The 25,710-nt window shown below is 72.2% G+C and carries 21 protein-coding genes, 1 tRNA gene and 1 pseudogene; 8 read left to right on the forward strand and 15 right to left on the reverse strand.

The window, feature by feature from the left end; all coding sequences use genetic code 11:
• Positions 1-38: 38 nt before the first annotated feature.
• From ACFUJY_RS27110 to ACFUJY_RS27125, 4 genes are read right to left on the reverse strand one after another with little or no spacing between them, the layout of a single operon-like run.
• Positions 39-806 (reverse strand): sulfite exporter TauE/SafE family protein, encoded by a 768-nt coding sequence (locus tag ACFUJY_RS27110; protein ID WP_383304450.1) that lies wholly within the window; start codon positions 804-806, stop codon positions 39-41.
• A gap of 37 nt (positions 807-843) precedes the next feature.
• Entirely contained in the window at positions 844-1,476 is a 633-nt protein-coding gene (locus ACFUJY_RS27115) for a lactate utilization protein C (protein WP_383304452.1), read from the reverse strand.
• Entirely contained in the window at positions 1,473-3,011 is a 1,539-nt protein-coding gene (locus ACFUJY_RS27120) for a LutB/LldF family L-lactate oxidation iron-sulfur protein (RefSeq protein WP_383304454.1), read from the reverse strand. The genes ACFUJY_RS27115 and ACFUJY_RS27120 overlap by 4 nt, the downstream gene beginning before the upstream one ends.
• Positions 3,008-3,775 (reverse strand): (Fe-S)-binding protein, encoded by a 768-nt coding sequence (locus ACFUJY_RS27125; RefSeq protein WP_383304456.1) that lies wholly within the window; start codon positions 3,773-3,775, stop codon positions 3,008-3,010. Before ACFUJY_RS27125 ends, ACFUJY_RS27120 begins: the two co-directional genes overlap by 4 nt.
• A gap of 196 nt (positions 3,776-3,971) precedes the next feature.
• Between ACFUJY_RS27125 and ACFUJY_RS27130 the strand changes: the two genes are divergently transcribed.
• Positions 3,972-5,648 (forward strand): L-lactate permease, encoded by a 1,677-nt coding sequence (locus tag ACFUJY_RS27130; RefSeq protein ID WP_383304458.1) that lies wholly within the window; start codon positions 3,972-3,974, stop codon positions 5,646-5,648.
• Between the two features lie 24 nt (positions 5,649-5,672).
• Here ACFUJY_RS27130 and ACFUJY_RS27135 read toward each other — a convergent pair whose 3' ends face one another.
• The 4 genes from ACFUJY_RS27135 to ACFUJY_RS27150 form a co-directional block, all read right to left on the reverse strand.
• The gene (locus ACFUJY_RS27135; protein ID WP_383304459.1) at positions 5,673-6,425 is read right to left on the reverse strand and encodes a FadR/GntR family transcriptional regulator; all 753 of its coding nucleotides are present in this window, start codon (positions 6,423-6,425) and stop codon (positions 5,673-5,675) included.
• Positions 6,426-6,521: 96 nt separating this feature from the next.
• Positions 6,522-7,565 (reverse strand): S66 peptidase family protein, encoded by a 1,044-nt coding sequence (locus ACFUJY_RS27140; RefSeq protein ID WP_383304461.1) that lies wholly within the window; start codon positions 7,563-7,565, stop codon positions 6,522-6,524.
• 39 nt (positions 7,566-7,604) lie between these two features.
• The gene (locus tag ACFUJY_RS27145) at positions 7,605-7,994 is read right to left on the reverse strand and encodes a DUF4440 domain-containing protein (RefSeq protein ID WP_383304463.1); all 390 of its coding nucleotides are present in this window, start codon (positions 7,992-7,994) and stop codon (positions 7,605-7,607) included.
• Positions 7,995-8,026: 32 nt separating this feature from the next.
• Positions 8,027-8,767, reverse strand: coding sequence for a class I SAM-dependent methyltransferase (locus tag ACFUJY_RS27150; RefSeq protein ID WP_383304465.1), 741 nt, complete (start codon positions 8,765-8,767; stop codon positions 8,027-8,029).
• 181 nt (positions 8,768-8,948) lie between these two features.
• Between ACFUJY_RS27150 and ACFUJY_RS27155 the strand changes: the two genes are divergently transcribed.
• The 3 genes from ACFUJY_RS27155 to fusA all read left to right on the forward strand — a co-directional run bounded on the left by ACFUJY_RS27155 (position 8,949) and on the right by fusA (position 12,650).
• Complete coding sequence (locus tag ACFUJY_RS27155) at positions 8,949-9,860, forward strand: DUF2510 domain-containing protein (protein ID WP_383304467.1); 912 nt, start codon at positions 8,949-8,951, stop codon at positions 9,858-9,860.
• A 103-nt stretch (positions 9,861-9,963) separates the two neighbouring features.
• Entirely contained in the window at positions 9,964-10,263 is a 300-nt protein-coding gene (locus ACFUJY_RS27160; RefSeq protein ID WP_383304469.1) for a hypothetical protein, read from the forward strand.
• 302 nt (positions 10,264-10,565) lie between these two features.
• On the forward strand, positions 10,566-12,650 hold the full coding sequence (fusA, locus tag ACFUJY_RS27165) for an elongation factor G (RefSeq protein WP_383304470.1): 2,085 nt from the start codon (positions 10,566-10,568) through the stop codon (positions 12,648-12,650).
• 58 nt (positions 12,651-12,708) lie between these two features.
• Here the strand turns inward: fusA and ACFUJY_RS27170 are convergent, their stop codons facing one another.
• Positions 12,709-14,154, reverse strand: coding sequence for a glyceraldehyde-3-phosphate dehydrogenase (locus ACFUJY_RS27170; RefSeq protein WP_383304472.1), 1,446 nt, complete (start codon positions 14,152-14,154; stop codon positions 12,709-12,711).
• An 81-nt stretch (positions 14,155-14,235) separates the two neighbouring features.
• Complete coding sequence (locus ACFUJY_RS27175; RefSeq protein WP_383304474.1) at positions 14,236-15,225, reverse strand: Gfo/Idh/MocA family oxidoreductase; 990 nt, start codon at positions 15,223-15,225, stop codon at positions 14,236-14,238.
• Between the two features lie 174 nt (positions 15,226-15,399).
• Here ACFUJY_RS27175 and ACFUJY_RS27180 point away from each other — a divergent pair, with 174 nt between their 5' ends.
• Together ACFUJY_RS27180 and ACFUJY_RS27185 are read left to right on the forward strand one after the other, a co-directional pair.
• A complete protein-coding gene (locus ACFUJY_RS27180; RefSeq protein WP_383304685.1) occupies positions 15,400-16,143 on the forward strand; it encodes a GntR family transcriptional regulator in 744 nt (247 codons plus the stop codon).
• 141 nt (positions 16,144-16,284) lie between these two features.
• A pseudogene (locus tag ACFUJY_RS27185) lies at positions 16,285-17,199 on the forward strand (LacI family DNA-binding transcriptional regulator); the annotation flags it as partial.
• A gap of 10 nt (positions 17,200-17,209) precedes the next feature.
• Here ACFUJY_RS27185 and ACFUJY_RS27190 read toward each other — a convergent pair.
• On the reverse strand, positions 17,210-17,815 hold the full coding sequence (locus ACFUJY_RS27190; RefSeq protein WP_383304476.1) for an HAD family hydrolase: 606 nt from the start codon (positions 17,813-17,815) through the stop codon (positions 17,210-17,212).
• Between the two features lie 106 nt (positions 17,816-17,921).
• Between ACFUJY_RS27190 and ACFUJY_RS27195 the strand changes: the two genes are divergently transcribed.
• Entirely contained in the window at positions 17,922-18,932 is a 1,011-nt protein-coding gene (locus ACFUJY_RS27195; RefSeq protein ID WP_383304478.1) for a helix-turn-helix domain-containing protein, read from the forward strand.
• A gap of 145 nt (positions 18,933-19,077) precedes the next feature.
• A complete protein-coding gene (locus ACFUJY_RS27200) occupies positions 19,078-20,070 on the forward strand; it encodes a hypothetical protein (RefSeq protein ID WP_383304479.1) in 993 nt (330 codons plus the stop codon).
• 97 nt (positions 20,071-20,167) lie between these two features.
• Here ACFUJY_RS27200 and ACFUJY_RS27205 read toward each other — a convergent pair.
• The 4 genes from ACFUJY_RS27205 to ACFUJY_RS27220 form a co-directional block, all read right to left on the reverse strand.
• Positions 20,168-20,241, reverse strand: a tRNA-Pro gene (locus ACFUJY_RS27205).
• Positions 20,242-20,360: 119 nt separating this feature from the next.
• Positions 20,361-22,559: a right-handed parallel beta-helix repeat-containing protein gene (locus tag ACFUJY_RS27210; RefSeq protein WP_383304481.1), complete on the reverse strand. Its 2,199-nt coding sequence runs from the start codon at positions 22,557-22,559 to the stop codon at positions 20,361-20,363.
• Positions 22,556-24,022 (reverse strand): M1 family metallopeptidase, encoded by a 1,467-nt coding sequence (locus ACFUJY_RS27215; protein WP_383304483.1) that lies wholly within the window; start codon positions 24,020-24,022, stop codon positions 22,556-22,558. Before ACFUJY_RS27215 ends, ACFUJY_RS27210 begins: the two co-directional genes overlap by 4 nt.
• A complete protein-coding gene (locus ACFUJY_RS27220; RefSeq protein ID WP_383304485.1) occupies positions 24,019-25,692 on the reverse strand; it encodes an extracellular solute-binding protein in 1,674 nt (557 codons plus the stop codon). The genes ACFUJY_RS27215 and ACFUJY_RS27220 overlap by 4 nt, the downstream gene beginning before the upstream one ends.
• Positions 25,693-25,710: the final 18 nt, after the last annotated feature.

The raw sequence follows: 25,710 nt of genomic DNA on the forward strand, positions 1-25,710 counted from the left end.
GCGCACACGTGTGCGCGGGGGCCGCCGGCGTAGGGCCATCAGGTCAGGAGGAGTTGGAGGCCGCCGACGACGGTGGCGGCCAGGACGACGCGCTCGAAGAGGCGCTGGTCGATGCGGTCCACGCAGGCGCGGCCGATCCAGGCGCCCGGCAGCACGAACAGCAGCAGGCAGGCGTCCAGCAGCAGGGAGCGCCCGTCGATCAGCCCGAGGCCCACGCTGAACGGCACCTTCGAGGTGTTGACGATCAGGAAGAACCACGCCGAGGTGCCCAGGAAGCCCAGCTTCCGGAATCCGGCCGAGAGGAGGTAGAGCGACATCACCGGGCCGCCCGCGTTGGCGACCATGGTGGTGAAACCGCCGAGCACCCCGTACGAACGTGCTTTGAGCCGTTCGCCGGCGGTCGGCGGCCCGTCCTCCGCCCCGGGCTCCGCGACCGTCTCGGCCCGGCGGCGGCGCCAGACGGTCACGCCGGCCATGAAGACCAGGATCGCGCCGATCGAGGTCCGCACGGTGGCGTCGTCGGCCCACATCATGAACAGGGTGCCCGCCACCACGCCGACCGCGACGGCCGGGAAGAGCCGCAGCAGGGTCGGCCAGTGCGCGTGGCGCCGGTAGACGAGGACGGCGAGCACATCGCCGGCGATCAGGATCGGGAGCAGCACCCCGGTGGACTCGCGGGCGGGGAGGACCGCCGCGAAGACCGCGAGGCTGATCGTGTTGGCGCCGCTGACGGCCGTCTTGGAGAAGCCGACGAGAGCGGAGGCGGCGGCCAGTGCCGCCAGTTGCCAGAGAGTAAGTGTGTCCATGCCAGGCAGAGAGCGTAATCCCGCCCGGCATGATCACCTAGACGTCTGTGCGGATCACCACCGCGAGGGTGCGCGGGCCGTGGACTCCCTCGACCCGCTCCAGCTCGATGTCCGAGGTGGCCGAGGGCCCGCTGATCAGCGTCGTCGGGCGCTCCGGCACCAGCCGGGCCACCGCCTCCGGCACACCCACCTCCACGGTCGACAGGTCGACCACGCACACGTGGAGGTCGGGCACCAGGGACAGCGCCCGTCGCCCCTGGTCGGGCGAGCCGTCCAGAAAGATGGTGCCGGTCTCGGCGCAGCTGACGGCGGACGCGGTGACGACGCCGTCGAGGGCGTCCAGGCGCGGGGCCGGGATGTCCGCGGAGTCCTGCTGGACCTCGCCGTCGTAGGCGGCCAGCCACCCGGTGTCGAGCCCCGGGGGCACACCGATCCGCTCGGCTCCCCGCTCCCGCAGCACCTCGGCGATCACCTCGGCGGTCCGGTCGGCGGTGCAGGGGTGGACCTGTGCCTTGTAGTCGATCAGCCGGTCGGCGAAGAGGGCGAGGCGTTCCTCGTCGGGGAGGGTGCGGCCGGTGCGGTAGGCGCGCGGGACGGGGGTCTCCCCGGCGGGCGCGAGGAGGAGCGCGTCCCGGACGCGGCCGAGCACGATGTCACGGGCGGTCGTCATTCGCCGTCCTCCTGCTGCTGGTTGCGGGTGTGCTCGGCGGACGCCTCACGCATGGCGGCCGCGCCTTCGGGCGAGGCGAGCCAGGCGCGGAAGGTCTGCTTCGGCGGGGCGGGGGTGTCGCGGCTGTCGCTCCAGCCGTTGAGCGGGGGCGGCAGGTGCGGGAGCTTGCCGTCCCGGGCCAGGGCGCGGCCGAGCCGGGACGCCTTCTGGGCGGCGGTGTACACCTTGGGCCTGCTCATCACCGCGCCGGCCGCCTTCATGGCCAGCTTCTCGGCGGTGGCGCCGGACCGCTCGGTGTGCTGGTGGCGCAGTTCGACCAGCAGCGAGGGGATGTCGATCTTGACGGGGCAGGCGTCGAAGCAGGCCCCGCAGAGACTGGAGGCGTACGGCAGCGAGCTGTTCGGGTCGTCCTTTGCGGCGTCCATGCCGGCGAGCTGCGGGGTCAGGACGGCGCCGATCGGCCCGGGGTAGGTCGAGCCGTAGGCGTGCCCGCCGGCCCGTTCGTACACCGGGCAGACGTTGAGGCAGGCCGAGCAGCGGATGCAGTTCAGCGCCTCGCGGCCGATGCGGTCCGCGAGTGCCGCGGTCCGACCGTTGTCGAGGAGCACCAGGTGGAAGGTCTGCGGCCCGTCGCCGGGGGTGACGCCGGTCCACATCGAGGTGTACGGGTTCATCCGCTCGCCCGTGGAGGAGCGCGGCAGGAGCTGGAGGAAGACCTCCAGGTCCTGGTAGCGCGGGAGGACCTTCTCGATGCCCATGACGGTGATCAGCGTGTCGGGGAGGGTCAGGCACATGCGGCCGTTGCCCTCGGACTCCACGACGGAGAGGGTGCCGGTCTCGGCGATGCCGAAGTTGGCCCCGGAGACGGCCACCTTGGTGGTCATGAACTTCTCGCGCAGATAGGCGCGGGCGGCGGCGGCCAGGTGCGCGGGGACGTTGTCCAGGGCCGGGTCGACGCCGGGGATCTCCTTGAGGAAGATCTGCCGGATCTCGTCCCGGTTGCGGTGGATCGCGGGGACCAGGATGTGCGAGGGCTTGTCGTGGGCGAGTTGCACGATGAGTTCGGCGAGGTCGGTCTCGTGCGCGGTGATGCCGAGGGATTCGAGGTGTTCGTTGAGCCCGGTCTCCTGGGTGGCCATCGACTTGACCTTGATGACCTCGTCGCTGCCCGTCTCCCGGACCAGCCGGGCGACGATCTCGTTGGCCTCGACGCCGTCGCGCGCCCAGTGGACGGTGCCGCCGCGTGCGGTGACGTTGCGTTCCAGCTCCTCCAGGAGTTCCGGGAGCCGGTTCATGGTGTCGGTCTTGATGGCCGACCCGGCGTCGCGCAGTTCCTCCCAGTCGGGGAGTTCGCCGGTGACGTCCAGGCGTTTGGCGCGGATGGTGTGGGTGGCGCGGCCGAGGTTGCGGCGCAGCTGCTCGTTGCCCAGTTCGTCGTGGGCGGCGGCCGGGAACTTCCGGTCACCGCGCAGGTTGCCCGTGCCGTACGGGGAGCGGGGCGGCGTCGCGGGCATGCCGAGAAAGGTTGCGCTCATCGGGCGGCCTCCGTCAGGACGTGCGGCGAGGTGCGGGTGGAGGAGAGGATCTGGGCGAGGTGGAGGGTCTTCGTTCCGGCCTTGATGCGGGAGAGCCCGCCGCCGATGTGCATCAGGCAGGAGGAGTCGCCGGCGGTGCACACGTCGGCTCCGGTGGCGGTGACGTTGCGCATCTTGTCCTGGAGCATCGCGGTCGAGGTGTCGGCGTTCTTCACGGCGAAGGTGCCGCCGAACCCGCAGCAGGCGTCGGCCTCCTCCAGCTCGACCAGGTCGATCGCGTCGACGGCCCGCAGCAGCCGCAACGGCTTGTCGCCGACCCTGAGCATGCGCAGCGAGTGGCAGGTGGGGTGGTACGTGACCCGGTGCGGGAAGTACGCGCCGACATCGGTCACACCGAGCACGTCCACCAGGAGTTCGGACAGCTCGTACGTCTTCGCCTTGACCGCGGCGACACCCGCGCGCAGCGCCGCGTCCCCGTACCGCCCGGCGACGATCTCGTGCTGGTGGCGGACCGATCCGGCACAGGAGCCCGACGGCATGACGACGGCGTCGATGGAGGTGTCGCCGAACTGGGCGGCGAAGTTGCGGACCAGCGGGACGGGCTCGCGCTGATAGCCGGTGTTGACGTGCATCTGACCGCAGCAGGTCTGGCCGGGCGGGAACACCACGTCGTGTCCCAGCCGGGCCAGCAGCACCGCGGTGGATTTCACCGCCTCGGGGAAGAGCGTGTCTCCCAGACAGGTGGCGAAGAGTCCGATACGCATGGAGCCTCCCCGATCGCGAGTTATGGTCCGACCATACTACCCTCCGTCCGGTTCCGGCAGGGGTGCGGCGCACCTGGAGGGCGACCGAAGCGGGAAGTGACCTGGGGACCATTTGGTCTGACCTTATTGACATACGACATCTCTGGTGTCCTACTGATCGCTGAATTAGCTGCGTCACTCAGCGAGGAGTAATTCCGTGGCTTCCCCACCACCCGCCACCGTGCTGGCTTCTTACACGCCGGATGTTCACGCCATCGGGGGCAGCCTCCTGGCGACCGCGCTGGTGAGCGTCATCCCGCTCGCCGTGTTCTTCCTGCTCCTGATGGCGGCCAAGCGCTCGGCGCTGGTGTCCGCGCTGGGCTCCGTCGTCACCGCTCTGCTCGTGGCCGTCCTCGGGTTCGACATGCCGGTCGGGCTGGGACTGCTCTCGGCCTCCCAGGGCCTCGTCTTCGGCCTCTTCCCGGTGATGCTGATCGTCGTCGCGGCCATCTGGTTCTACGAACTCACAGTGGTCAGCGGCCGGTTCGAAGACCTGCGCCGCTCGTTCAGCGCGGTCGGCCGGGGCGACCTGCGCATCCAGGCCATGCTCATCGCCTTCTGCTTCGGTGGTCTGCTGGAGGCGCTGGCCGGCTTCGGCGCGCCCGTCGCCATCACGGCCGTGATGCTGCTGGCCCTCGGCCTGCCCCCGGTGAAGGCCGCGGTGACCGTGCTGCTCGCCAACACCGCACCGGTGGCGTTCGGCGCCATGGCCATCCCCGTCACGACGGCGGGCAACCTCACCGGCATTCCCCCCGAGGACATCGCCTCGGTCATCGGCCGGCAGTCGCCCCTGCTCGCGATCTTCGTTCCGCTCCTGCTGCTGTTCGTCGTGGACGGCGCCCGCGGCATCCGCCAGCTGTGGCCGATCGCGCTGGTGACCGGCGGGGTCTTCGCGGTGACCCAGTTCTGGTGCGCCAACCACTTCGCGTACGAGCTGACCGATGTGGTGGCCTCGCTCGTGGGCTTCGGCGTGGCCGTGCTGATGCTGCGCTTCTGGCGGCCGAGCACCCCGGACGACCAGCGCTCCCAGGTGGAGAACGAGCCGCTCACCCGGCACCGCGTCACCTACGCCGTCATCCCGTACATCCTGGTGATCGCGATCTTCGGCATCGCCAAGCTGCACGTGGGCGGGCTGGACGTGCCCGAGCTGCTGGGCCGCGCCAGTCTCGCAATCGAGTGGCCGGGCCTCCACGGCGAGCTGCTCACGAGCAGCGGTGCGCCGTCGTCCAGCGCGGTCTACACACTGGACGTCCTCGGCAACCCGGGCACCCTGCTGATCATCTCCGGCATCCTGGTCACGCTGATCTACCGGTTCGCCAAGGACCGCGGCGCCTACCCGATGAGCGGCGGTATGGCGCTCTCGGCGGCGGGCCGCACCCTGAAGAACATGCGGATCGCCATCGCGACCGTCGCCACGGTGCTCGCGCTGAGCTACGTCATGAACCAGTCCGGTCAGACCGTTGCCATCGGCACGTGGCTGGCGACGGCGGGCGGCCTCTTCGCCCTTCTCTCGCCGATCCTCGGCTGGCTGGGCACCGCCGTGACCGGCTCCGACACCTCCGCCAACGCGCTCTTCGCCAACCTCCAGCAGACCGCCGGTCAGACCGCCGGGATCGACCCGACGCTGCTCGTCGCCGCGAACACCTCCGGCGGCGTGGTCGCCAAGCTGGTGAGTCCGCAGAACCTGACCATCGCCGCCACCGCGGTCGCGATGCAGGGCTCGGAACGCATCCTGCTGCGCAAGGTCGCCGGATACAGCCTGGCCATGCTGGCGATCCTCTGCGTCCTGGTCTACCTGCAGTCCACCTCGGCGCTCTCCTGGATGCTGCCGTAGCGGAACCGGGCCGGCGGCGGGGTGCTACTCGGCGCCCTCGCCGCCGGAGCCGGTCCGGTCCTCGTCGACCAGCGTGCCGTGGAAGCCGCGGATATGGCGTTCGGCCAGGTCGGCCGCCTCCTCGCCGTGACCGGTGCGCACCAGCCTCAGCATCTCCGTGTGCTCGGCGTTGAGACGGGCCTGGGTGGCGGGCCAGTCGTCCACCTCTTCGAGTGCCCGCAGGATGAGGGGCCGTACGGACTCCCGTACCGCGGCCGTCAACGTGGAGGTGAGGGCGTTGCCCGAACTGCTCGCCACCTTCACGTGGAACTCCGTGTCGAGCTCGTTGAACTCCTCCGGCGCGATGCCCTCCCGCGACATCCGGTGGACCACTGCGCCCGCCGCGTCCAGGTCCGCTTCGGAGGCGTGCTGCGCGGCGGCGGCGAAGCTGGCGCGCTCCAGGGCGACCCGGGCCTCCATCACGTCGTGCAGGCTGTAGCTGCCGAGGGCGAAGTGCAGGCGCAGCAGCCGTCCGAGCGCGTCGTCCGGGTTGCGCACGATGCGGGCCCCGGAGTCGTGGCCCCGGCCGGGCTGGGCGACCAGCACACCGATGGTCTCCAGGACCCGGAGCGCCTCGCGGAGCGCGGACCGGCTCACTCCGAACACCGGGGCGAGCTCGCGCTCCGGCGGCAGCCGGTCCCCGGCCCTCAGCTTCCCGGCGAAGACCTGCTCCTCGATGCTCTGGAGCACGAGTTCATGGGTCCGGGCCTGCCGCACGGGCTGCCACTCGACAGGCATCCGCTTCTCCACTCCCCGCTCCGACGTATGCGTACATCCCGACTATGTCACACACGCCATGTGGTCGGACCGCAAACGAAGAGCCCTCCACCCCGCTCAGTAAGTGACGGTGATGCGCCGCTCCACGCCGTCCACCCTGACCTTGCCGCCGACCGGGATGATCACCTGGGGGTCCGTGTGGCCGCAGTCGACGTCGAAGACGGCCATGGTGTCGGGGGCGTACTCCGCGAGGGCCCGCAGCACCGCCTCCCGCTGCTCCCGGCAGTACAGCGCGCCGGCTTCCGCGTCGAGCGGCTTGTCGAAGGACCAGTTCTTGGCGCGCGCCATCAGCAGCGCGGGGAAGCGCCGCAGCAGGCCCCGCTCCCCCATGTTGCGCAGGATGCGGTATACCTCCTCGGCGCCGGGCAGCTCCTCGGAGGTTTCGAGGAACAGCACCCGGCCCTCGTACGCCTCCGGCGCCAGGATCTCCCGGTCGGCCATCAGCAGCCAGGCCAGGAGCTCCAGGTTCCCGCCCCAGCTCCTCCCCTCGACCACCCGGCCCGGGTTGTGCCAGATCCAGCCGTCGGCGGGGAGCAGGTCGGGCTCCTGCTCGAAGGTGCGCGGGTCCTCCCAGGTCCGGTTGACGCTGCCGCTCTCCTTCGCCGGCGTCAGCTCGTACTCGCCGTGGGTGAAGAGCGCGGCGCGCAGGGACTCGGCCGTCTGCGGGTGCAGCGCGCCGGGGCGGCCGAACTCGACCATGAGCGAACCGCCGTGGTAGCCGACGATGCCGAGGTTGTCGAGGAACACCAGGAGATTGGTGTTGTCGCTGTAGCCGAAGAACGGCTTGGGGTTGGCGCGCAGCAGTTCGCGGTCCAGGTGGGGCAGCACGGTGATCTGGTCGTCGCCGCCGATGCTGGCTATGACCGCCTTGATCTCCGGGTCGGCGAAGGCCGCGTGGAGGTCGGCGGCGCGCTCCTGCGGGGTGGAGCCCATCGTGCGTGTGCAGGGATACTCCACCGGCTCCAGACCGAAGTCCTCGCGGAGCCGCCGCAGGCCCAACTCGTAGGGCAACGGCAGGATTCCAGGCAGTCCGGAGGAGGGGGAGAGCACGGCTACGCGGTCGCCGGGCCGGGGCTTGGAAGGGTAGCGGGATGGTGTCATCGGGTGAGCCTACGCAACGCCGCCGGGGGTGTCCGCCGGTTATTCGCGGGCGTCCCGTGCCGGGCCGGCCGGGGTGCCCTGGTGGAAGTACAGCCGCCATCGCTCACCGGTCCTGCGCCACAGCGAACTGCGCCTGACGAGCGAACCGTTCCGCGCGGTGACGTATGTCAGGTGGACCACGTCAGGGGCCAGCAGGGTGCCGGACAGCCCCCGGACCTCGGGGCCGGGGTCGTCGTCCTCGACGGCGGAGGTGACGGCGAGGACGGATGTCCGGTCGTAGCGGCGTCCGGACGCGCCGAACTCGGTGAACTCCGGGTCGAGCAGTTCCGTCACCGCCTCGGGCGACGCCCGCACCGCCGCTTCCAGCAGCCGCCGTTCGCCCGCCATGGCGGCCCGTACGGCCCGCCCCTCCTCGTCGCTCAGCTCCATACGGACCGACCTTACGTCGGCCGCACCCGTCGTCAGGCCAGGACCAGCAGGTCCATCCAGCTCACGGCGGGCCGGCCCGGCTCCTGTTCCGCCGCCGTACGCAGCCGGCGCATCCCCCGTTCGAACTCCTCGTCGCCGAGGCCGGACAGCTTCGCGTCGGTGTCCCGTCTGATCCGGTCGGCGAAGGCGGCGAGGCTCGGCGCGCTCTCCTGCGGCACCGCGTGCAGGGCGACGCGGTTGAAACCGGCCCCCGCGAAGGCGGCGCACGTCTGCTCCACCGTCGGGTAGCCGTCCACGATGCGCTCGGCGCCGGGGAAGAAGCGCACCCGGAGGTCGCGTGCGCACCGGCCCGGGAAGGAGTTGCGGATGAGTACCGGGGCGCCGGGCTTGAGGGCCCTGCGCAACTCCCCGGCGGCGGCGGGCAGATCGCCGATGTGGTGGACGACCGAGCCCAGCCAGGCCGCGTCCGCGCAGCCGTCCGGCACCGGCAGCGCCTCGGCCCGCCCGTCCAGCGCCTCGATCAGTCCGTTCCGGGGGATCAGCGCCCGCATGGCGGCGGCCGGCTCCACGGCCAGGACCCGGACGCCGAACCAGTCGGTGAAGGCGGAGGCGAAGGACCCGGTGCCCGCGCCGACGTCCAGGACGGTGGCTCCCGGTGCGAGTTCCACCTCGGCGGCGACGGCGGCGCGCCACGCGGTCAGCCCGTCGCGCGGTATCTCCCGGGCCAGGCGGTAGTCCTCGGCGAAACGACGGTCGGGGGCGGTCGCTTCCATGGGGCCCTCACTTCTGGGCGCGGTGCGCGGTCGGGCGGGTCCGCCGCGCCTCGTCGGCGGATGCTAGCGACACCCCCTCCACTTGTCTAGACCAAGGAGGACGGCCTCTGCGGTCGACGGCCGGCGGATACCACCCACCCAGTTCATAGGATTCTCAGGCAGTCCGGTTACCGTGTCGGGCGTGACCCAGACGAGCCCGCCCGGCTGGCATCCAGACCCCGGGTATTCAGGATTTGGCCCCCGCCACGAGCGCTGGTGGGACGGCACCCAGTGGACCGACCATCTACGCGTACCACCGGCGGCCGTCCGCAGCCGACGGATACGCATCGGGGCGGGCATCACCGCCGCGGTGGTGGTGCTCGCCGCGATCGGGGGCGGTGTCTATCTGCTGACGGACGACTCGGACGGCAAGAGCGACACCGCCGCCACCGCTCCGTCCGGCTCCCCCTCCCCCGGCCCCGACCGGCAGCGCGGCGGCGACGGCGGCGGGAACGGTGACGAGCGCGGTGACGGCGGCAACGGCGGCGGCAGCGAGTCGCCGGATCAGGGTCAGCCGCAGCTCGAGGACGGTTACGCGACGGACCTGGCCAGCGGCATCAGCATCCCGGTCCCCGACGGCTGGAAGGGCGAGTCGGGCATGGGCGCCGGGGTGACCACCGGGTCCTACGCCTGCCCCGGAGACACCGACCAGAAGTGCGTGCGCGGCGGGATCTTCTCCGCCCCGGCCGAGGCGCTGAAGCTGACCACCAAGACCGCGAAGGCCACCGCCGAGAAGGACATCGAGACCAACGCCAACGAGTCCTACGGCGAGGAGATCTACGGCGGCATCACCTCGCACGAGGAGCTGAAGTCCGAGGCGGTCACGGTGGCCGGCCAGCAGGGCTACCGGGTGCGCTGGAAGGTGGTGACGAAGAACGGCGACGACGGCTACGTCGAGTCGCTGGCGTTCCCGTCCCCGCTGGCCAAGGACATGCTGGTGGTGGTCCGCTCCGGCTTCGACATCAACAGCAAGGCGCCCTCGCTGTCCGTCCTGGACAAGATCACCAAGGGGATCAAGGCGGCGTCGGGCGGGGGCCCCGGCACCAGCGCCTGAGCGTCCGGCGGGACACACCGCACGGCCCGGGTGAGTATCCGGGCCGTGCGGTCTGAGTACGTACCCCGATCACGGGCCGGGGCACCGCCGCTGGAATGGGGTCATGGCTCCCGACCCGAAGCGCCTCCGCGTGCGCCACGTCACCAGCGCCGGCACCACTCTGGCCCTCTCGCTCGCCCCGCTCGTGATCGGTGTGCTGTTCGCGCGCAGCATGGCGCTCGACCCGCACACGCCGGTGAACGCCCTGATCACCCGGGGCGGCCGGGGTGTGGGTCCGTCGCCCGCGGAGTGGCGCGGCTGCGGCCGGAGCGCGCTGCGCCGGTGCCGGACCGCCTGCCGGCCCCTGGGCCCGGGACGCACCCGGCCGAAAATCCGGTTCCCCCGCGCGACCCGCCTTCCCTAGACTCGCCGTACACCGCGCGCCGGCCGTCCGCCGGCGCGTCCGCCGTGACCGTTGAGGGGAGACCGCCGTGCGTCAGCGCACCGCCGCCGTCGTCCCCCCGTCGCGGTTCGAGGTGATCCTGGTGTCTCGCGCCGCCCGGCGCCGGCTGCGCGGCCGGCCCCGGACCCCGTGACGAACACCCGGGCCCCACAGCACTCCTGACTTCCGGTCACCTCGCTGGGCCCTGCCGGCCCGCATCCGGGCCGCTTCGTCCGGGGGTATCGCGCCGTCTTCTTCCGGATCATCCCGAAAGGCCACCGGCCGTGCGTACCCACCAGCACATCTCCCCCGTCACCGCTCTCACCGCCGTCCGCAACCTGGGCATCCTCGCCCATGTCGACGCCGGCAAGACCACCGTGACGGAGCGCATCCTCTACACCACCGGCACCACCCACAAGCGCGGTGAGGTCCACGACGGCACGACCATCACGGACTTCGACTCCCAGGAACGCGACCGGGGCATCACCATCTTCGCCGCGGCCGTCAGCTGCGCCTGGGACGGCCACCGGATCAACCTGATCGACACCCCCGGGCACGTCGACTTCGCCGACGAGGTCGAGCGTGCGCTGCGGGTGCTCGACGGCGCGATCGCGGTGTTCGACGCGGTCGCCGGGGTGGAGCCGCAGAGCGAGTCGGTGTGGCACCAGGCGGACCGGCATTCCGTCCCGCGCATCGCCTTCGTCAACAAGCTGGACCGGGCGGGCGCGGATCTGGACACCGCGGTCGCCTCGATCCGGGACCGGCTGCACACCGTCCCGCTCGTGGCGCAGCTGCCCATCGGCGCGGAGGACGCCTTCCGCGGGGTGGTCGACCTGGTGCGCATGCGCGCGCTGGTGTGGGCGGACGGTGCCGACGCCTACGAGGAGGGCGAGGTGCCCGAGGGGCTGCGCGAGGAGGCGGCCCGGCGCCGGCGGCTCCTGGAAGAGGCGGTGGCGGAGCTGCATCCGGCGGCCCTGGAGGAGTTCTGCGTACGCTCCGAGCTCTCCGCGCAGACGCTGACCGGGGCGCTGCGGGATCTGACGCGGACCGGTGAGGGGGTCGTGGTGCTGTGCGGTTCGGCGTACCGCAACCGCGGTGTCGAACCGCTGCTGGAGGCGGTCGTCGCGTATCTGCCCTCCCCGCTCGACGTGCCGCCGGTACGGGGCCTGCTCGACGGGGCGGTGCGGGAGCGGGCCGCCGACCCTCAAGGTCCCTTCGCCGCGTTGGCGTTCAAGGTGAACGCGACCGCGACGGGCCGGCTGACGTATCTGCGCGTGTACTCGGGAACGATCCGGAAGGGGGAGACGGTGCTGGACGCGACCACCCGGCGCACCGAGCGCGTCGGGCGCATCCTGCGGGTCCAGGCGGACCGGCACGTGGACGTGGAGGCGGCGGTGGCCGGGGACATCGTCGCGGTCATCGGTCCGAAGGCCGCCCGCCCCGGTGCCACACTGTGCGCGCCCGGCGCCCCGCTGGTCCTGGAGCCGCCCACGGTGGCCGAGCCGGTCGTGTCCGTGGCGGTGGAGGCGCGGCGGAGCACGGACACCGAACGGCTGATGGCCGCGCTGGTCCGGCTGGCCGAGGAGGACCCGTCGCTCGTCGTGCGGACGGACCCGGAGACCGGTCAGACCGTTCTCTCGGGCATGGGCGAGTTGCACCTGGAGGTGGCCGCGGAGAAGATCCGCCGCGACCACGGTCTGGACGTCCTGGTCGGCCGGCCGCAGGTCGCCCACCGGGAGACGCTGGTGCGCGGGGTGTCCGGTCTGGTCTACCGGCACGTCAAACAGGACGGCGGGGCCGGGCAGTTCGCGCACGTCGTCATCGACGTCGAACCGCTGGCGGCCGGGGACGGCGAGGACGCGGCGGAGTTCGCGTTCGGTTCGTCGGTCGTGGGCGGCCGGGTGCCGCAGGAGTACGTGCGGGCGGTCGAGGCGGGCTGCCGGGACGCACTCGCCGAGGGGCCGCTCGGCGGGCATCCGGTGACCGGGGTGCGGGTGACGCTGACCGATGGCGCGACGCATCCCAAGGACTCCTCGGAGATGGCGTTCCGCACGGCGGGGCGGTTCGCGCTGCGGGAGGCCCTGCGGGCGAGCGCGATGGTGCTGCTGGAACCGGTGGTCGAGGTGACGGTCACCGTGCCCGGTGACGCGGTCGGCGGGGTGCTCGGCGACCTGGCCGCCCGGCGCGGCCGGGTCTCCGGGTCCACCACGCGCGGCGGTGCGGCGGTGGTCACGGCGACCGTGCCGCTGGCCGAGCTGTTCGGTTACGCGACGCGGCTGCGCAGCCGTACGCAGGGCCGGGGCACGTTCACCACCCGGGCCACGGGGTACGCGCCCGCGCCCGCCGCCACGGTCTCCGGGACCGGCTGACGGAACGGGTCCCGCCCGCCGATGCGGCGGGCGGGACCTGTCGTCGTCGGGGCCGGGGTCAGGCGACCGGGACCGGGAAGGTCGGGTACTCGACGCCGGAGACGTACTGCACGACCCGGATGACCTGGCACGAGTAGCCGAACTCGTTGTCGTACCAGAGGTAGAGGATCGCGTTGTCGCCGTCGACCTGGGTGGGGCCGGCGTCGACGATGGAGGCGTGGCGCGAGCCGATGAAGTCGCTCGACACCGCGTCGGGGGCGGTCGTGAAGTCGATCTGCCGCTTGAGCGGGGAGGTGAGCGAGACCTCGCGGAGGTGGTCGAGGACCTCGGCACGGGTGGTCTCCCGGCCCAGCTTCAGGCTGAGGATGGCGATCGAGACGTCCGGGACGGGGACGCGGATCGAGCTGCCCGTGATCGTCGCCTCCAGGTCGGGCAGCGCCTTCGCGACGGCGGAGGCGGCGCCCGTCTCGGTGATGACCATGTTGAGCGGCGCGGAGCGGCCACGGCGGTCGGAACCGTGGTAGTTGTCCAGCAGGTTCTGGTCGTTGGTGAACGAGTGGATGGTCTCCACGTGGCCGCGCAGCACGCCGTACTCGTCGGCCATCGCCTTCAGCGGCGGCACGATCGCGTTGGTGGTGCAGGAGGCGCAGGAGATGATCTGCTCGTCCGGCTTGATCATGTCGTGGTTGACGCCGTGCACCACGTTGAGGACGTCGCCCTTGCCGGGGGCGGTCAGCACGACCTTGGCGATGCCGGGCCGCAGGTGCTTGGACAGGCCCTCGCGGTCGCGCCACTTGCCGGTGTTGTCGATGAGGATGGCGTCGTCGATGCCGTGGGCGGTGTAGTCGACGGAGGTCGGGTCGTCCGAGTAGATGACCTGGATCTCGTTGCCGTTGGCGACGATCCGGTTGTTGGCCTCGTCCACGGTGATCGTGCCCTGGAACTGGCCGTGGATGGAGTCGCGGCGCAGCAGCGAGGCGCGCTTGACGATGTCCTGGCCCGCTCCCTTGCGGACCACGATGGCGCGCAGCCGCAGGCCGTTGCCGGAGCCCGCCTTCTCGATGAGCAGCCGGGCGAGCAGGCGGCCGATGCGGCCGAAGCCGTAGAGGACGACGTCGCGCGCCTCGCGGCGCTCGATCTTGTTGTCCCCGGTGGCGCCGGCGACGGCCTCCGCGGTGAACTCCGCCGCGCTGAGACCGCGGTCGTCGGCCTTGTGGGTGGCGGCGAGCATGCCGATGTCGATCTGGGAGGGGCCCAGGTCGAGGGTGGTGAGGGCCTGGAGGAAGGGCAGGGTCTCGGTGACCGAGAGCTCCGCGCCGTCGATCTGCCGGGCGAATCGGTGGGTCTTGAGGATGCTCACCACCGATTTGTTCACCAGCGAGCGGCTGTGCAGGAGGACGGTGACGTCCCGCTCGCGGTGCAGCTTGCCGATGATCGGAATCATCGATTCCGCGATCTCCTCGCGGTTCTTCCAGTTGGTGAACGCGTCGTCATTGACAGTCACAGGTTTATCTTTCGAGCTAGGCGGCGCTCATATGGTAACCAGACGTTCATTCGACGCCTCACCCCGGCCCGGCCCCCGCCCTCACTCCCCCACGCGCACCGGCCGCCCCGTGCGCCGCGAGCGGTCGGCGGCCTCCGCCACCAGGAGCGCGGCCAGGGCGTCGGCCCCGGTGCAGGGGCTGGGCCGGAGCCCGGCCGCGACCTCGGTGAAGGCCGCCATCTCCGCGACGTACGCGTCGTGGAAACGGCTCAGGAACCCGTCGTACGGAGCGGAGCCGGACGCCGGCCCGCCGGCGGTGGTCCGCAGGGGCGCGCGGTCGCCGTACCCGGTGGCCAGCGTGGACCGCGAACCGGCGAGCTCCATGCGCGCGTCGTATCCGGCGCCGTTGTAGCGGGTGGCCGTACAGCTGGCGAGGGTGCCGTCGTCGAGCGTGAGGACGGTGACCGCGGTGTCGACGTCACCGGCCGCCGCGAAGGAGTCGTCGCCCCGGTTGGCCCCGGTGGCGCAGACCTCCACGACCTCGCGGCCGGTGACCCAGCGGACGCTGTCGAAGTCGTGCACGGCGCAGTCCCGGAAGATGCCGCCGGACAGCGGCAGGTATCCGGCCGGCGGGGGCGCCGGATCGGCGGTGCACGCCCGTACGGTGTGCAGCCAGCCCAGCTCCCCGGCCGCGACCGCGTCACGCAGGGCGGTGTAGCCGGCGTCGAAGCGGCGCTGGAAGCCGACCTGGAGCGGCACCCCGGAGCCGGCGGTGTCGGCCAGCAGGGCACGGGTGGCGTCGAGGCCGGCGGCGACCGGCTTCTCGCAGAACACGGGCACCCCGGCGGCGGCGGCCGCGCGGATCAGCGTGTCGTGGACGGCGGTGGGGGCGGCGATCACGACACCGTCCAGGCCCGAGCCGAGCAGCGCGTCCAGGTCGCCCGCCCAGTCGGCGCCGAGCTTCCCGGCCAGCTCGCGGGCCTGCTGCTCGACGGCGTCGTGCAGGACGAGACGGCCGACGGCGGGCAGGGCGGCGAGGGTGGCGGCGTGGAACGCGCCGATGCGGCCCGTTCCGATGAGTCCGATGCGCATGCGCGGGTGCCTCCGGGGCGGATGGGGGCCGACTGGCCGACGCTCCTGATCTTCGTCTTTGTATCGTCGCCGATCGGACCCGGTCAAGCATTTGTACTGACATATATACGTACTGAGCTGGACGCCGTCTTACGGCATACTGAGTACGTGGCACGACGTTCCGAGGAGCCCGGCATGGAACCGCTCACCAGGCTGATCACCATCGACCGGTCCAGCCCGGTTCCGCTGTACTTCCAGTTCGCGCAGCAGCTCCAACGCCTCATCGAATCCGGCACGTTGGTGCCCGGCGCCCGGCTGGAGAACGAGATCGCGCTGGCGGACCGCTTCGGCCTGTCCCGCCCGACGATGCGTCAGGCCATGCGGCATCTGGTGGACAAGGGGCTGCTGTCGCGCAAGCGCGGGGTGGGCACCCAGGTCGTCAACAGCCGGGCGCGCCGGCAGGTGGAACTGACCAGCCTGTACGAGGACCTGCAACGCGAGGACCGCCGCCCGCGCACCGAGGTCCTGTCCATGCGCATCCGCCCCGCCGAGGGCCGCGTCGCCGCCGCCCTCCAGCTCGAACCGGGCGCGGACACCGTCGAGCTGCGCCGGCTCCGGTACGCGGACGACGAGCCGATGGCCGTCCTGGAGAACCACCTGCCCGCGGGCATCGCCGACCTCACCGAGGAGGACCTGGCCGCGCACGGGCTCTACGCGCTGATCAGGCGGTCCGGCACCGCCCTGCGCTCCGCCGAGCAGACCATCGGCGCCCGCCGGGCCACGGCGGCCGAGGCCCGGCTCCTCGCGGAGCCGCGCGGCGGCACCCTGCTCACCGTCGAGCGCACGGTGCTGGGCGACCGGGGCCGCCCGGTGGAGTACGGCCGCCACCTGTACCGGGCGTCCCGGTACTCCTTCGAGATGACGCTGACGGCCCCCTGACGCACTCGGGCAGCCCTGGCAGCGGAAGCCGTACGCCCTGTTTACATCGATGTACATCCGGCCCTACTGTTTCGCCGTCAGCAGCCCCACCCGGCCACCCCCCACGCCTTCGTGCCCCCGAGGAAGGACGCCGAACATCGTCACCTCGCCGGCCGCCATTTGCGCAGTGGGCGCACCGGCATCATCGCCCTGGTGGTGCCCGAACTCGACGTCCCGTACTTCGCGGAGCCGGCCCGGCACGTCGTCCGGGAGGCCGAAAGACGCTCCCTGACCGTGCTGATCCACCAGTCCGGGGGCGACCGGGAACGGGAGAAGGCCGCCCTGGCCGGTTGCGGCTCGGACTTCGTGGACGGCGTCATCCTCAGCCCGCTCGCCCTCGCGCCGGACGACCTGCGCGCCCACACCGGACCGCCGCCGACGGTCCTGCTCGGCGAACTGCTCAACGAGGGCGCGGACCACGTGGCGATCGACAACGAACGCGCGGCCCGCGAGGCCACCGAGCACCTGCTCGCCCTGGGCCGCCGCCGCATCCTCACCGTCGGCGGCCGGGAGGACGGCTGCGTCGGTACGGCCCAGGCCCGCACCCGCGGCTTCCGCCTCGCGCTGTCCGGGGCGGGCCTCGCGTACGACCCGGCGTCGCTGCTGCCGGTGGAGGCGTTCCACATGAGCGACGGCGCGGACGCGGTCCGCCGGGTCCAGGCCTCCGGCGTCCGGCCGGACGCCCTGCTCTGCCTGAACGACCAGCTGGCGCTGGGTGCGCTGCGCGTGCTGCACGGCTACGGGGCACGGGTGCCCGAGGACGTCGCGGTGATCGGCTTCGACGACGTGGAGGGCGGCCGCCACAGCGTGCCGTCCCTGAGCACCGTCGCCCCGGACAAGGAGGCGGTGGCCCGGGTCGCGGCGGACCTGCTGCTGCACCGGATCGAGTAGGCCGCCCGCCGCCCGGACGAGGCGGACGGCCCGGCCGCGGAGCGCCCGCAGGACCGCGTGGTGGCGCACCGCCTGGTGCTGCGCGAGTCCACGGAGGTGGCGGCCGGGCGCGACGGGGTGTGGTGAGCGGCGCGGCTCAGCCCGTGAGCAGCCGCTCCACGGTCCGCCGGAGCGCCGCACCGCCCTCGAAGAGCACGGCGGTCAGCCCGAGCTCACGAGCCGCCCGGACGTTGGCCTCCCGGTCGTCCGCGAAGAACGCCTCCCCGGCGGTGGCCCCGAGCATCCCGAGCGCGCCCGCGAAGGCTTCCCGGGCGGGTTTGGCCGCACCGAGCGCGCACGAGAACGCGAGCACGTCGAAGCGGTCGTTCACCTCGGGCAGCCGCTCGGGCAGCCCGGCGCGCAGCAACGCGTCGTTGTCCGTGAACAGGGCCGTGGGCCGGTCCCGTACGAGGTCGGCCGCGGCAAGAACCTGGGGGTCGGGCTCGAACGCCTCGCACCAGATGCGACGCAGCTCCTCGCCCGTACCGGCGAAGCCGAGGCGCCGCCTGATCTCCTCCTCCACGTCGTCGGCGCTCCCCCGCCCCCGGTCCCAGGCCGCGATCAGCCCGGAGGCGTAGAGCTCCGCTTCGACGCGCCGCGCGGAGACCCCGCACGCGGCCCCGAGGAGTTCCAGCCGCCGCTCCCGGCGGAAGCGGCAGACGACTCCGCCGAGATCGAAGAGAAACACCCGGGGCTCTCTCATGGGCGGCAGCCTCCTCCCGGGGCAGTGCCCCCTCTCCCCACAGGTCACCACGGTATGGCCGGGCACCGCCTACCCGCCCGGCCTGCCCGTCGGGCACCATCGTGGCATGCCTGGCTTCAGGGGTACGCCCGGGAAGGAACCGGCGGAGACGGGGCCGGTGGCGGCCGTGGACACCGACCACCTCGCGGTGCCGGACCGGTTCGGGTGGTGGAGCGACATGGTCGGCCGGGAAGTCATGCCCGTGTCGATCCGCAGTCCCCACGCGCGCGATTTCCGGGGCCGGGCGGAGTCCGTGGAGCTGCCACACAGCCGGCTCGCGACCTTCGGCTTCTCCCCGCTGACGGCCCGGCGCTCCCCCGCGCAGATCCGTGGGGAGGACCCGGAGGACGGCTTCCTGGTGCTGGTCCGGGAGGGCCGGGTCCGCTTGGAGCAGGGCCGCAACGACATCGGCCTCGGGCCGGGCGACATGTCCCTGTTCTCCAGTTCGAGGCCGCTGGCCTGCGACTTCATGGACACGGGTGGTTCCGTGCGCGTCACCCTGCTGCGTCTGCCGCTGACGCTCCTCCCCTTGTCCGGAAGCCGCGCGGACCGCCTGCTGGCCGAGCCGCTGGCGACCGGGACCGCGTCCGGCGCGCTGCTCGTCCCGTATCTGACCGCCTTGCCGGAGGCCGCACGCACCGCGGGTCCCGCCGAACTCGCGAGGCTCGGCACCCTGGCGGTCGACCTGGCCGCCTCCCTCTTCGCGGCGCGGCTCGACGACCGGGGCGCACTGCCCGCCGAGTCGCGCCGGAGGGTACTCCTGGCCCGGATCGACGCCTTCGTCGACCAGCACCTCGACGACCCGGCCCTGGGCCCGGCGGCCGTCGCCGCCCACCACCACATGTCCGTACGGACCCTGCACCACCTCTTCCGCGACGAGCCGGAGTCCGTCGCCGCCACCATCCGGCGCCGGCGCCTTGAGCGGTGCCGCACCGATTTGGCCGAGCCCGGCCTGCTGCACCTCTCGATCGGCGAGATCGCCCTGCGCCGGGGCTTCCGGCACCCCGCCGACTTCAGCCGGGCCTTCCGCAGGGCGTACGGGGCCGCACCGAGCGAGTTCCGGGCCGGCTTGCGCTGAATGCGCCGCAGGTCTGCGCTGCTCGCCAAAGACAGGGCGTCCGGGGCCGGGCCACATTGGGGCGGACCACGCCGTACGTCGTGGGAACGACGAGAACCGGGCGTGGCACCCCGCGGGGGCCGGGCGCCGGAACCGGGGGGAACGCATGGAGGCATCCGCGCTGGCGGCCATGGTCGTCGCGATCATGACCGCCACGGCGACCGAGGCGGCGGGTGCCGTCGGCCAGGGAGCGGGAAACGCGCTCGCCGACGCCCTGCGTGCCCGGCTGGCCGCGTCGGAACGGGGGCGGACGGCCCTGAGCACGCTGGACCGGGCCCCGGACGACCTCGCCGCACTGGCCTCGGCCAGGTCGGCGATCCAGGAGGAGATCGAGGCGGACCCGGAGCTGTCGCGCCACTTGCAGGTGCAGCTGAGCGCTCCCGCGCATCACACCACGGGCAGCATGACGATCAACGGCAGCAAGGTCTCGCGCAGTTCCATCGCCCTGGGGCCGCTGACGGTCAACAACACCCGGGCCGGGCGGGCCGTCATCGCGTTGATCGCCGCCCTGCTGGTCGCCGTGGTCGTGGTGGCCGTCTACGGAGGAGTCGAGCTGATCCTGCCCGACGATTCCCCCGGGTCGTCCCGGGGCGGCGGCGACCGCAACGCCGTACGCACCCTGAACGCCGACGAGCTCAGGCAGGTCATCCCGGACCTCGCGAGCATGCCAGGCGACTGGAAGAGGGACGGGTCCATCGAGTCCGGGGAGAACAAGAAGGCGGGGTGCTCGGTGGCCCAGGGGAAGTTCGTATCCGCCTACGGGCGCGACAGCTCGGGCACGCTGGTCCGCAGCACGTTCCGGGTGTGGTCCTGCTCCAGTGCCGCGGCGAGCGCGAAGGCCTTCGAGGACAGCCGGGCCGCCCTCGCCGACGGGATGGACGAGTTCCCCCTGTCGGAACTCGGCGATCAACGTACCGCGGCGACCACGCACGATGCCGCCATGGACGAGACGACGGCCCGGGCCGCGATCCGCGTGGGCACGGTGCTCATCGGACTCGAATACGGGCCGGCGCTCTCCAGCGACCATGAGTGGACCGCGGAATTCGAGCAGCTGGCCACGGTGGCCGCCGACCGCGCCCAGCGGGTCCAGAACGCCTGACCGCCGGTTCCGGTGCGGCGCCCGGCCGGAAACGAAACGACCGGGGGCCGGTCCTGGATTCCTCCAGAACCGGCCCCCGGCCTACGACTGCTACCAGTCGGGACGACAGGATTTGAACCTGCGACCCCTTGACCCCCAGTCAAGTGCGCTACCAAGCTGCGCCACGTCCCGATGCCCGCCTGACCTGGGGTTTCCCCCTGGCCGAACGCGCATGAGAACAATACCGCACTTCATCGGGTGGTCACGAACCGCTTTCCCGTTCGCCGCGCTCCGTGTTCCGCCGGGCACGCTCAGTGGATCAGCACCTGGGAGAGGGCGACCCGGCCCGTGCCGGTCTTCACGATGCGGACCGTACGGCTGCGGCTGTCCAGGTCCACCACGGTGGGGCGCAGGGCCTTGCCGCTGACGTGGATCGTGGTGTCGTCGGTGACGATGTCGAAGTCGGCCGTCGTGGTGGCGGCGTCGTTCCAGACCTCGACCTGGCGGAGGTGCCGGGTGGCTCCGAGGTCCACCTGCCACCAGGCGCCGGGCTCGGCGAGGGTGCGGGTGTCGGTGTTGGTGTCGGCGTCCAGGGCGCGCGCGGCGGCGGCGGTGCCGTCCGTCGAGGACTGGGTGGCCGTGCCGGTGCGCGCCAGGTCGGTACGCAGCTGCTCGACGGGCCCGCCGTGGGCGCCGGCGCGGGCGGCGACGGCGAGGGCGGCGGCCGGGAGGCGGTCCAGACCGGTGTGGTTGCCGGTCATGACGGAGCCGGTGCCGCCGAGCGCGGGGGCGGCGGTGTCGGTCCAGTTGCCGCGCGCGGTGTTCCGGATGCCGTAGTCCGCCCAGTTGGAGACCCACTTGTAGCCGATGCGGGTGATCACGTTGTTCTCGACGGTGATGTACGAGGACTGCTCGTCCAGGTAGATGCCGTTGCCGTCGCGCTCGGTGTTCCCGTACGCGGAGCGGTTGATGTAGTTGCCGCTGATGACGGTGCCGGGCTGGGCGCCCTGGGTGTAGACGGCGCCGCCGTCGTGCTGCTGCCGGGCGACCTCCATGACGTCGGTGATGCGGTTGTCCGTCACCTTGTTGTCGCGGAGCACGGACTTCCGCGCCTCGGGCTGGTTCCAGCCCCAGCCGACGGAGATCGCCGAGTACGGGAGGTGGTCCAGGGTGTTGTGGTCGACGGTGAGCCCGGCCTCGTAACCGGCCCAGATGCCGACCGCGTCGGTGTACTCGACACCGGTGCGGCTGATGGTGTTGTACGCGACGGTGTTGCGCTCCCCGGCGAGTGCGGGCTCGGGCAGGGGCTCGGTGTCGCCGACGTAGACGGCGCCCGAGGAGAGGTCGGTGAAGGTGGAGCGGGTGAGCGCGCTGTCCTTGGAACCGGCCTCCAGGATCGCTCCGGCGCCGCCGAGGTGGGTGAAGGTCGCGGAGTCGACGGTGACCCGCCGGCCGCCGCGCACGGTGAGCGCGGCGGCCGGTTTGGTGTAGTAGCGGCCCGCGTGATCGACGGGACCGGTGGCTCCGGTCAGGGTGAGACCGGCCTGCATGCCCGCGTAGCCCTCGTCGGTGCCGGGCTGCCGGTAGGCCGCGTACGCGAAGCCGATGCCGCTGACCGTGAGGTCGTGGGCGCCGTCGACGGTGAGCAGCTGTTCGGTGTGCGGGGTGACGGCCCGCGCGCGGCGCATGTCCTCGCCCTCGCGCGGGAGGTAGGTGACGGTGCGGGCGGCGGAGTTCCACACGAACTCGCCCGGTTCGTCGAGGAGTTCGGCGGCGTTCTCGAAGAACGCGACGCCGCTGTAGCGGGTGGAGTCGACGGCGGTGGTGTCCCAGGCGGGGCCGGTGCGGTCGGTGCCGCTCGCGGAGTTGGTCCAGCAGGGCTGGGCGAAGGTGAGGGTGTCGCCGCTGACCCCCGCGATCCGGCAGTGGTAGTTGCGCCAGCGGACCCGGATGACGGCCTCGGCGTCCGTGGGGTGCGCCCAGCGGTCGATGCCGGTCGCGGTGGCGCCGGTCATGCCGTCGGCGGTGGCGTCGCAGGTGCTCGCGGCGCACGCCTCGCCCCGGGCGCGGGTCGCGCGGCGGCCGTCGACGAAGAGCTGGCGCGGGGTGACACCGGCGGGGACGGGGGCGGTCCAGGTGCCGTCGGCGTTCTTCCGCCAGCCGGTGAGGTCCCGGCCGCCGGAGAGCACCGGGCGGGCGCCGGGGGCGGCTGCCCAGGTGGTGCCGGAGTCGGCGGCGCCGAGCTCCAGGGGCGCGTCGAGCCGGTAGGTGCCGTCCTTCAGCAGGACCCGGACCGTGCGGCGGTGCTCGGTGCGGGCCAGGTCGCGGGCCGCCTCCGGGGCACAGGGGCGGGCGGCGGTGCAGGCGGAGCCGCGGCCGTCCGGGGCGGCGTACAGGGTGCGGGTCGCGGGCGCGGCCCCGGCGGACGGGGCGGCGAGCAGGGCGGTCAGCAGGGCCGCGGTGGCGGCTGCGGCGGTGGCTCGTACGACGTTCAGGGGGCGGCGGTTCACGCGGTGGCCTTCCAGTCGGGGTGGCCGGGCATGGGCGGGTTGACGGCTCCGAAGAGCCAGTCGCGCAGGAACGGGTCGAGGGAGCGGTCGCGGGTGGTGTCGACGGTGTGCCGGATGAACTGCTCGGAGGTGTACGTGGAGTCCTTGAAACGCTTCACCCACTCGCGCATCACGGTGTCGAAGGAGCGCCGGCCGATGCGTCGGTTCAGGGCGTAGAGGACGAGGGCGCCGCCGTCGTAGATGTTGGTGCCGCCGAGGGCCTTGGGCAGCCCGGGCGGGCCGTCGGCGGCGCGGACGGCGTCGAGCTTCTCGTACGTGGCCTTCATCTTGTCCGCGAGGACGGACCAGCCGCGCTCCTCGCCGTACAGACCGGCGTAGTAGACGGCGGGGCCCTCGTTGAGCCACGCCTGCTGCCAGTCGTGCGGGGTGACGGAGTCGCCGAACCACTGGTGGACGAGCTCGTGGACCATGGTGGTCTCGTAGCCGGGCTGCCCCTGGGCGTTGAGCTTGAACCAGTTGGTGCCGAAGAGGGAGAGCGTCTGGTTCTCCAGCGCGTCGGTGTAGCCGTCGTAGATGTGCACCCCGTAGACGGAGAACGGGTAGCGCCCGAACTTCGCCTCCAACCAGGCCAGATGGTCGGCGGTGCGGGCGACGACGGGGGCGTACGTGTCCTCCTGGCCCCGGGGCACGATGTGGCGCAGGGGCAGGCCGCGGTGGCTGTGGCCGTACAGGTAGGTGCCCTTGACCACGGCTATGCCGATCAGCTCCGTGGCCATGCGCTCGCGGAGGGCGAAGTGCCAGACGGTGGAGCCGTCGGCGCGCCGGGTACGGTGCGTCAGCTCGCCGTTCGCGGTGGCGACGAAGCCCTCGGGGGCGCTGATGTGGAAGGTCCAGGTCGCCTTGTCCGAGGGGGTGTCGTTGCAGGGCAGGAAGGTGTCGGCGCGGGAGGACTGGGCGGCCGAGGCGAAGCCGCCGTCGCTGCCGAACCGCCAGCCGGTGAGGCCGAGCCGGGGCGCCTTGCCGTTGCCCCGGTAGCGGATCTCGACGGTGAACGCCTGGTGGGCGCGGAGGGGGCGGGCCGGGGTGACGGTCAGTTCCTGGCCGCTCCGGCCCGCGGTGAGCCGCCAGGTGGCGGGGCGGCCGGCGACGGTGACGGCGTCGATGGTGTGGCCGTCGGTGTCGAGGTTGAAGGCGGACAGGTCCTGGGTGGCCGCGGCGCTGATCCTCACCGTGGCGGCGAAGTCGTACGTCACCGGGGTGAAGTCGAAGGTCAGGTCGTAGTGGGTGACCTGGTAGCCGCCGTTGCCGAGGGTCGGGAAGAGCGGGTCGCCGACGCCGTCGGAGCCGGGCTCCGGGTGGAAGCCGTGCGCCGCGGCGGCGGCGGAGGTGCCGAGGGCAGGGGCGGTCGCGGCCGCCGCGACCGCGGCGCCGCCGATTGCGAGGAGCGTGCGCCGGGTGGTCACTTCTTTCCCTTCTGGAAGGCGTCCTCGAACTCCCCGCGGGCCTTCTCGCCGCCCTTGGCCAGGTAGTCCTTGACCAGCTGGTCGTAGGCCGACATCGGTTTGCGGCCGGCGACGATGTCCTTGATGACGTCGCCCTTGAGCGTGCTGAGGCTGCCGTACCCCTTGGAGTCCCAGGTGGGCGAGGAGTACCGGAGCGTCGCGTCCGGGACCATCATCGGGATCATCCTGGTGTACGCCTCGTGGACGTGGCGCACGCCCTGCTCCGAGTCGGCGCTGAACACCGCCGGGACCGCGGACGCGGCGAACTTCCAGGGCACGGTGACGTCCTGGGTGCCCTGCTTGGTGAGGGCCGGGTTGCCCTTGGCGTCGCGGGTGAAGTCCTTGCCCTCGACCCCGTAGTTGATGAGGGTGTACTCCAGGCTGCCGAAGGGCGACGCCGCGAAGTCGGCGAACCGCAGGATCTCCTGGACCCGGTCCCCGGAGGCCTTGCTGATGTGCGTGTTCTGGAGCGCGACGTTGTCCGTCCAGGTCACGGCGTCCTTGCCGACGGGCACGAACGGGCGCGGGTCGAACTTCTCGTCGATCGCCTTCATGGTGGCGACGTAGCCGACGCCGGGCGCCAGGTAGCTGGGCATGCCGTCGTAGACGTACGCGCCCTTGCCGTTCTTGAACATGTCCGTGTACTGGGCCTTCTGGGCCCCGGACATCTGGAGGGTGCCCGGGTAGTAGCAGCCGGCCTTGTACAGCAGCCGGGCCGTCTCGACCGCCTTGCGGTACTCCGGGGTCTCCAGGTCGAGGGTGAACCTGCCGGTCTTCTCGTCCAGCCGCCAGGACGCGGGGGCTCCGGCGGACATGGCGATGACGGTGGTGGCCCCGGCGATGATCGCGTACTGGTCCTTCGCGGGCCGGGTCAGCTCCTTGCAGACCTCCACGAACCGGTCCAGGTCGGTGATCTGGTCCAGGCTGGTGACACCGACCTCCTCGAACAGGTCGTGGCGGTAGAAGCCGGCGCCGCCGGTTCCGGAGCGGGCGATCGGGATGCCGTAGAGCTTGCCGCCGAAGATCGCGCCCTGCCAGGCGGCCTCCGGTATGGCGGCAAGGTTGGGGTAGTCCTTGACCGCGTCACCGGAGAGGTGCGGGGTGAGGTCGGCGCACTTGGCCTGGAGGAAGGCGGCCTTGTTGTCGACGCCGCCGCTCTCCGGGTACATGAAGAGGTCGGGCAGGCTGTCGCTCGCGACCATCGTGGAGAACTTGGTGCTGTAGTCGTCGGAGGGCACACCGGTGATGTCCACCCGGGCGCCGAGCAGCTTCTCGATCTCCTGCCAGGCCGCGTTCTTGCCGCGCGAGGGCGGTGGCGGCGAGAAGGTCTCCATCGTGGCGCTGATCGTCTTCGCGCCCTTGAGCGGAGTGCCCTTCGTGGCCCGCAGCGGCTCGGCCGGGTAGCTGAAGAAGCCCTGCGGGACACCGGCCGCGGTGCCCTCCAGGTCGGGCTTGAGCCCGATGTTGCGGACGGCGCTGTGCGGGAGCAGCGACGCGCTCTTCGCCTCGGCCTTCGCGGTCGTGCCGCCGTCGCCGCAGGCGGTGAGCAGCGGGGCGGCGGCCAGTCCGAGGCCGACACCGGCGCCCAGTCGGAAGAGCGCTCTGCGGTTGATGGGGGTGGAGCTCGACACCTGGATCTCCTTGGAAGA

Source organism: Streptomyces sp. NPDC057249 (genome assembly GCF_042669245.1).
Lineage (GTDB): Bacteria > Actinomycetota > Actinomycetes > Streptomycetales > Streptomycetaceae > Streptomyces.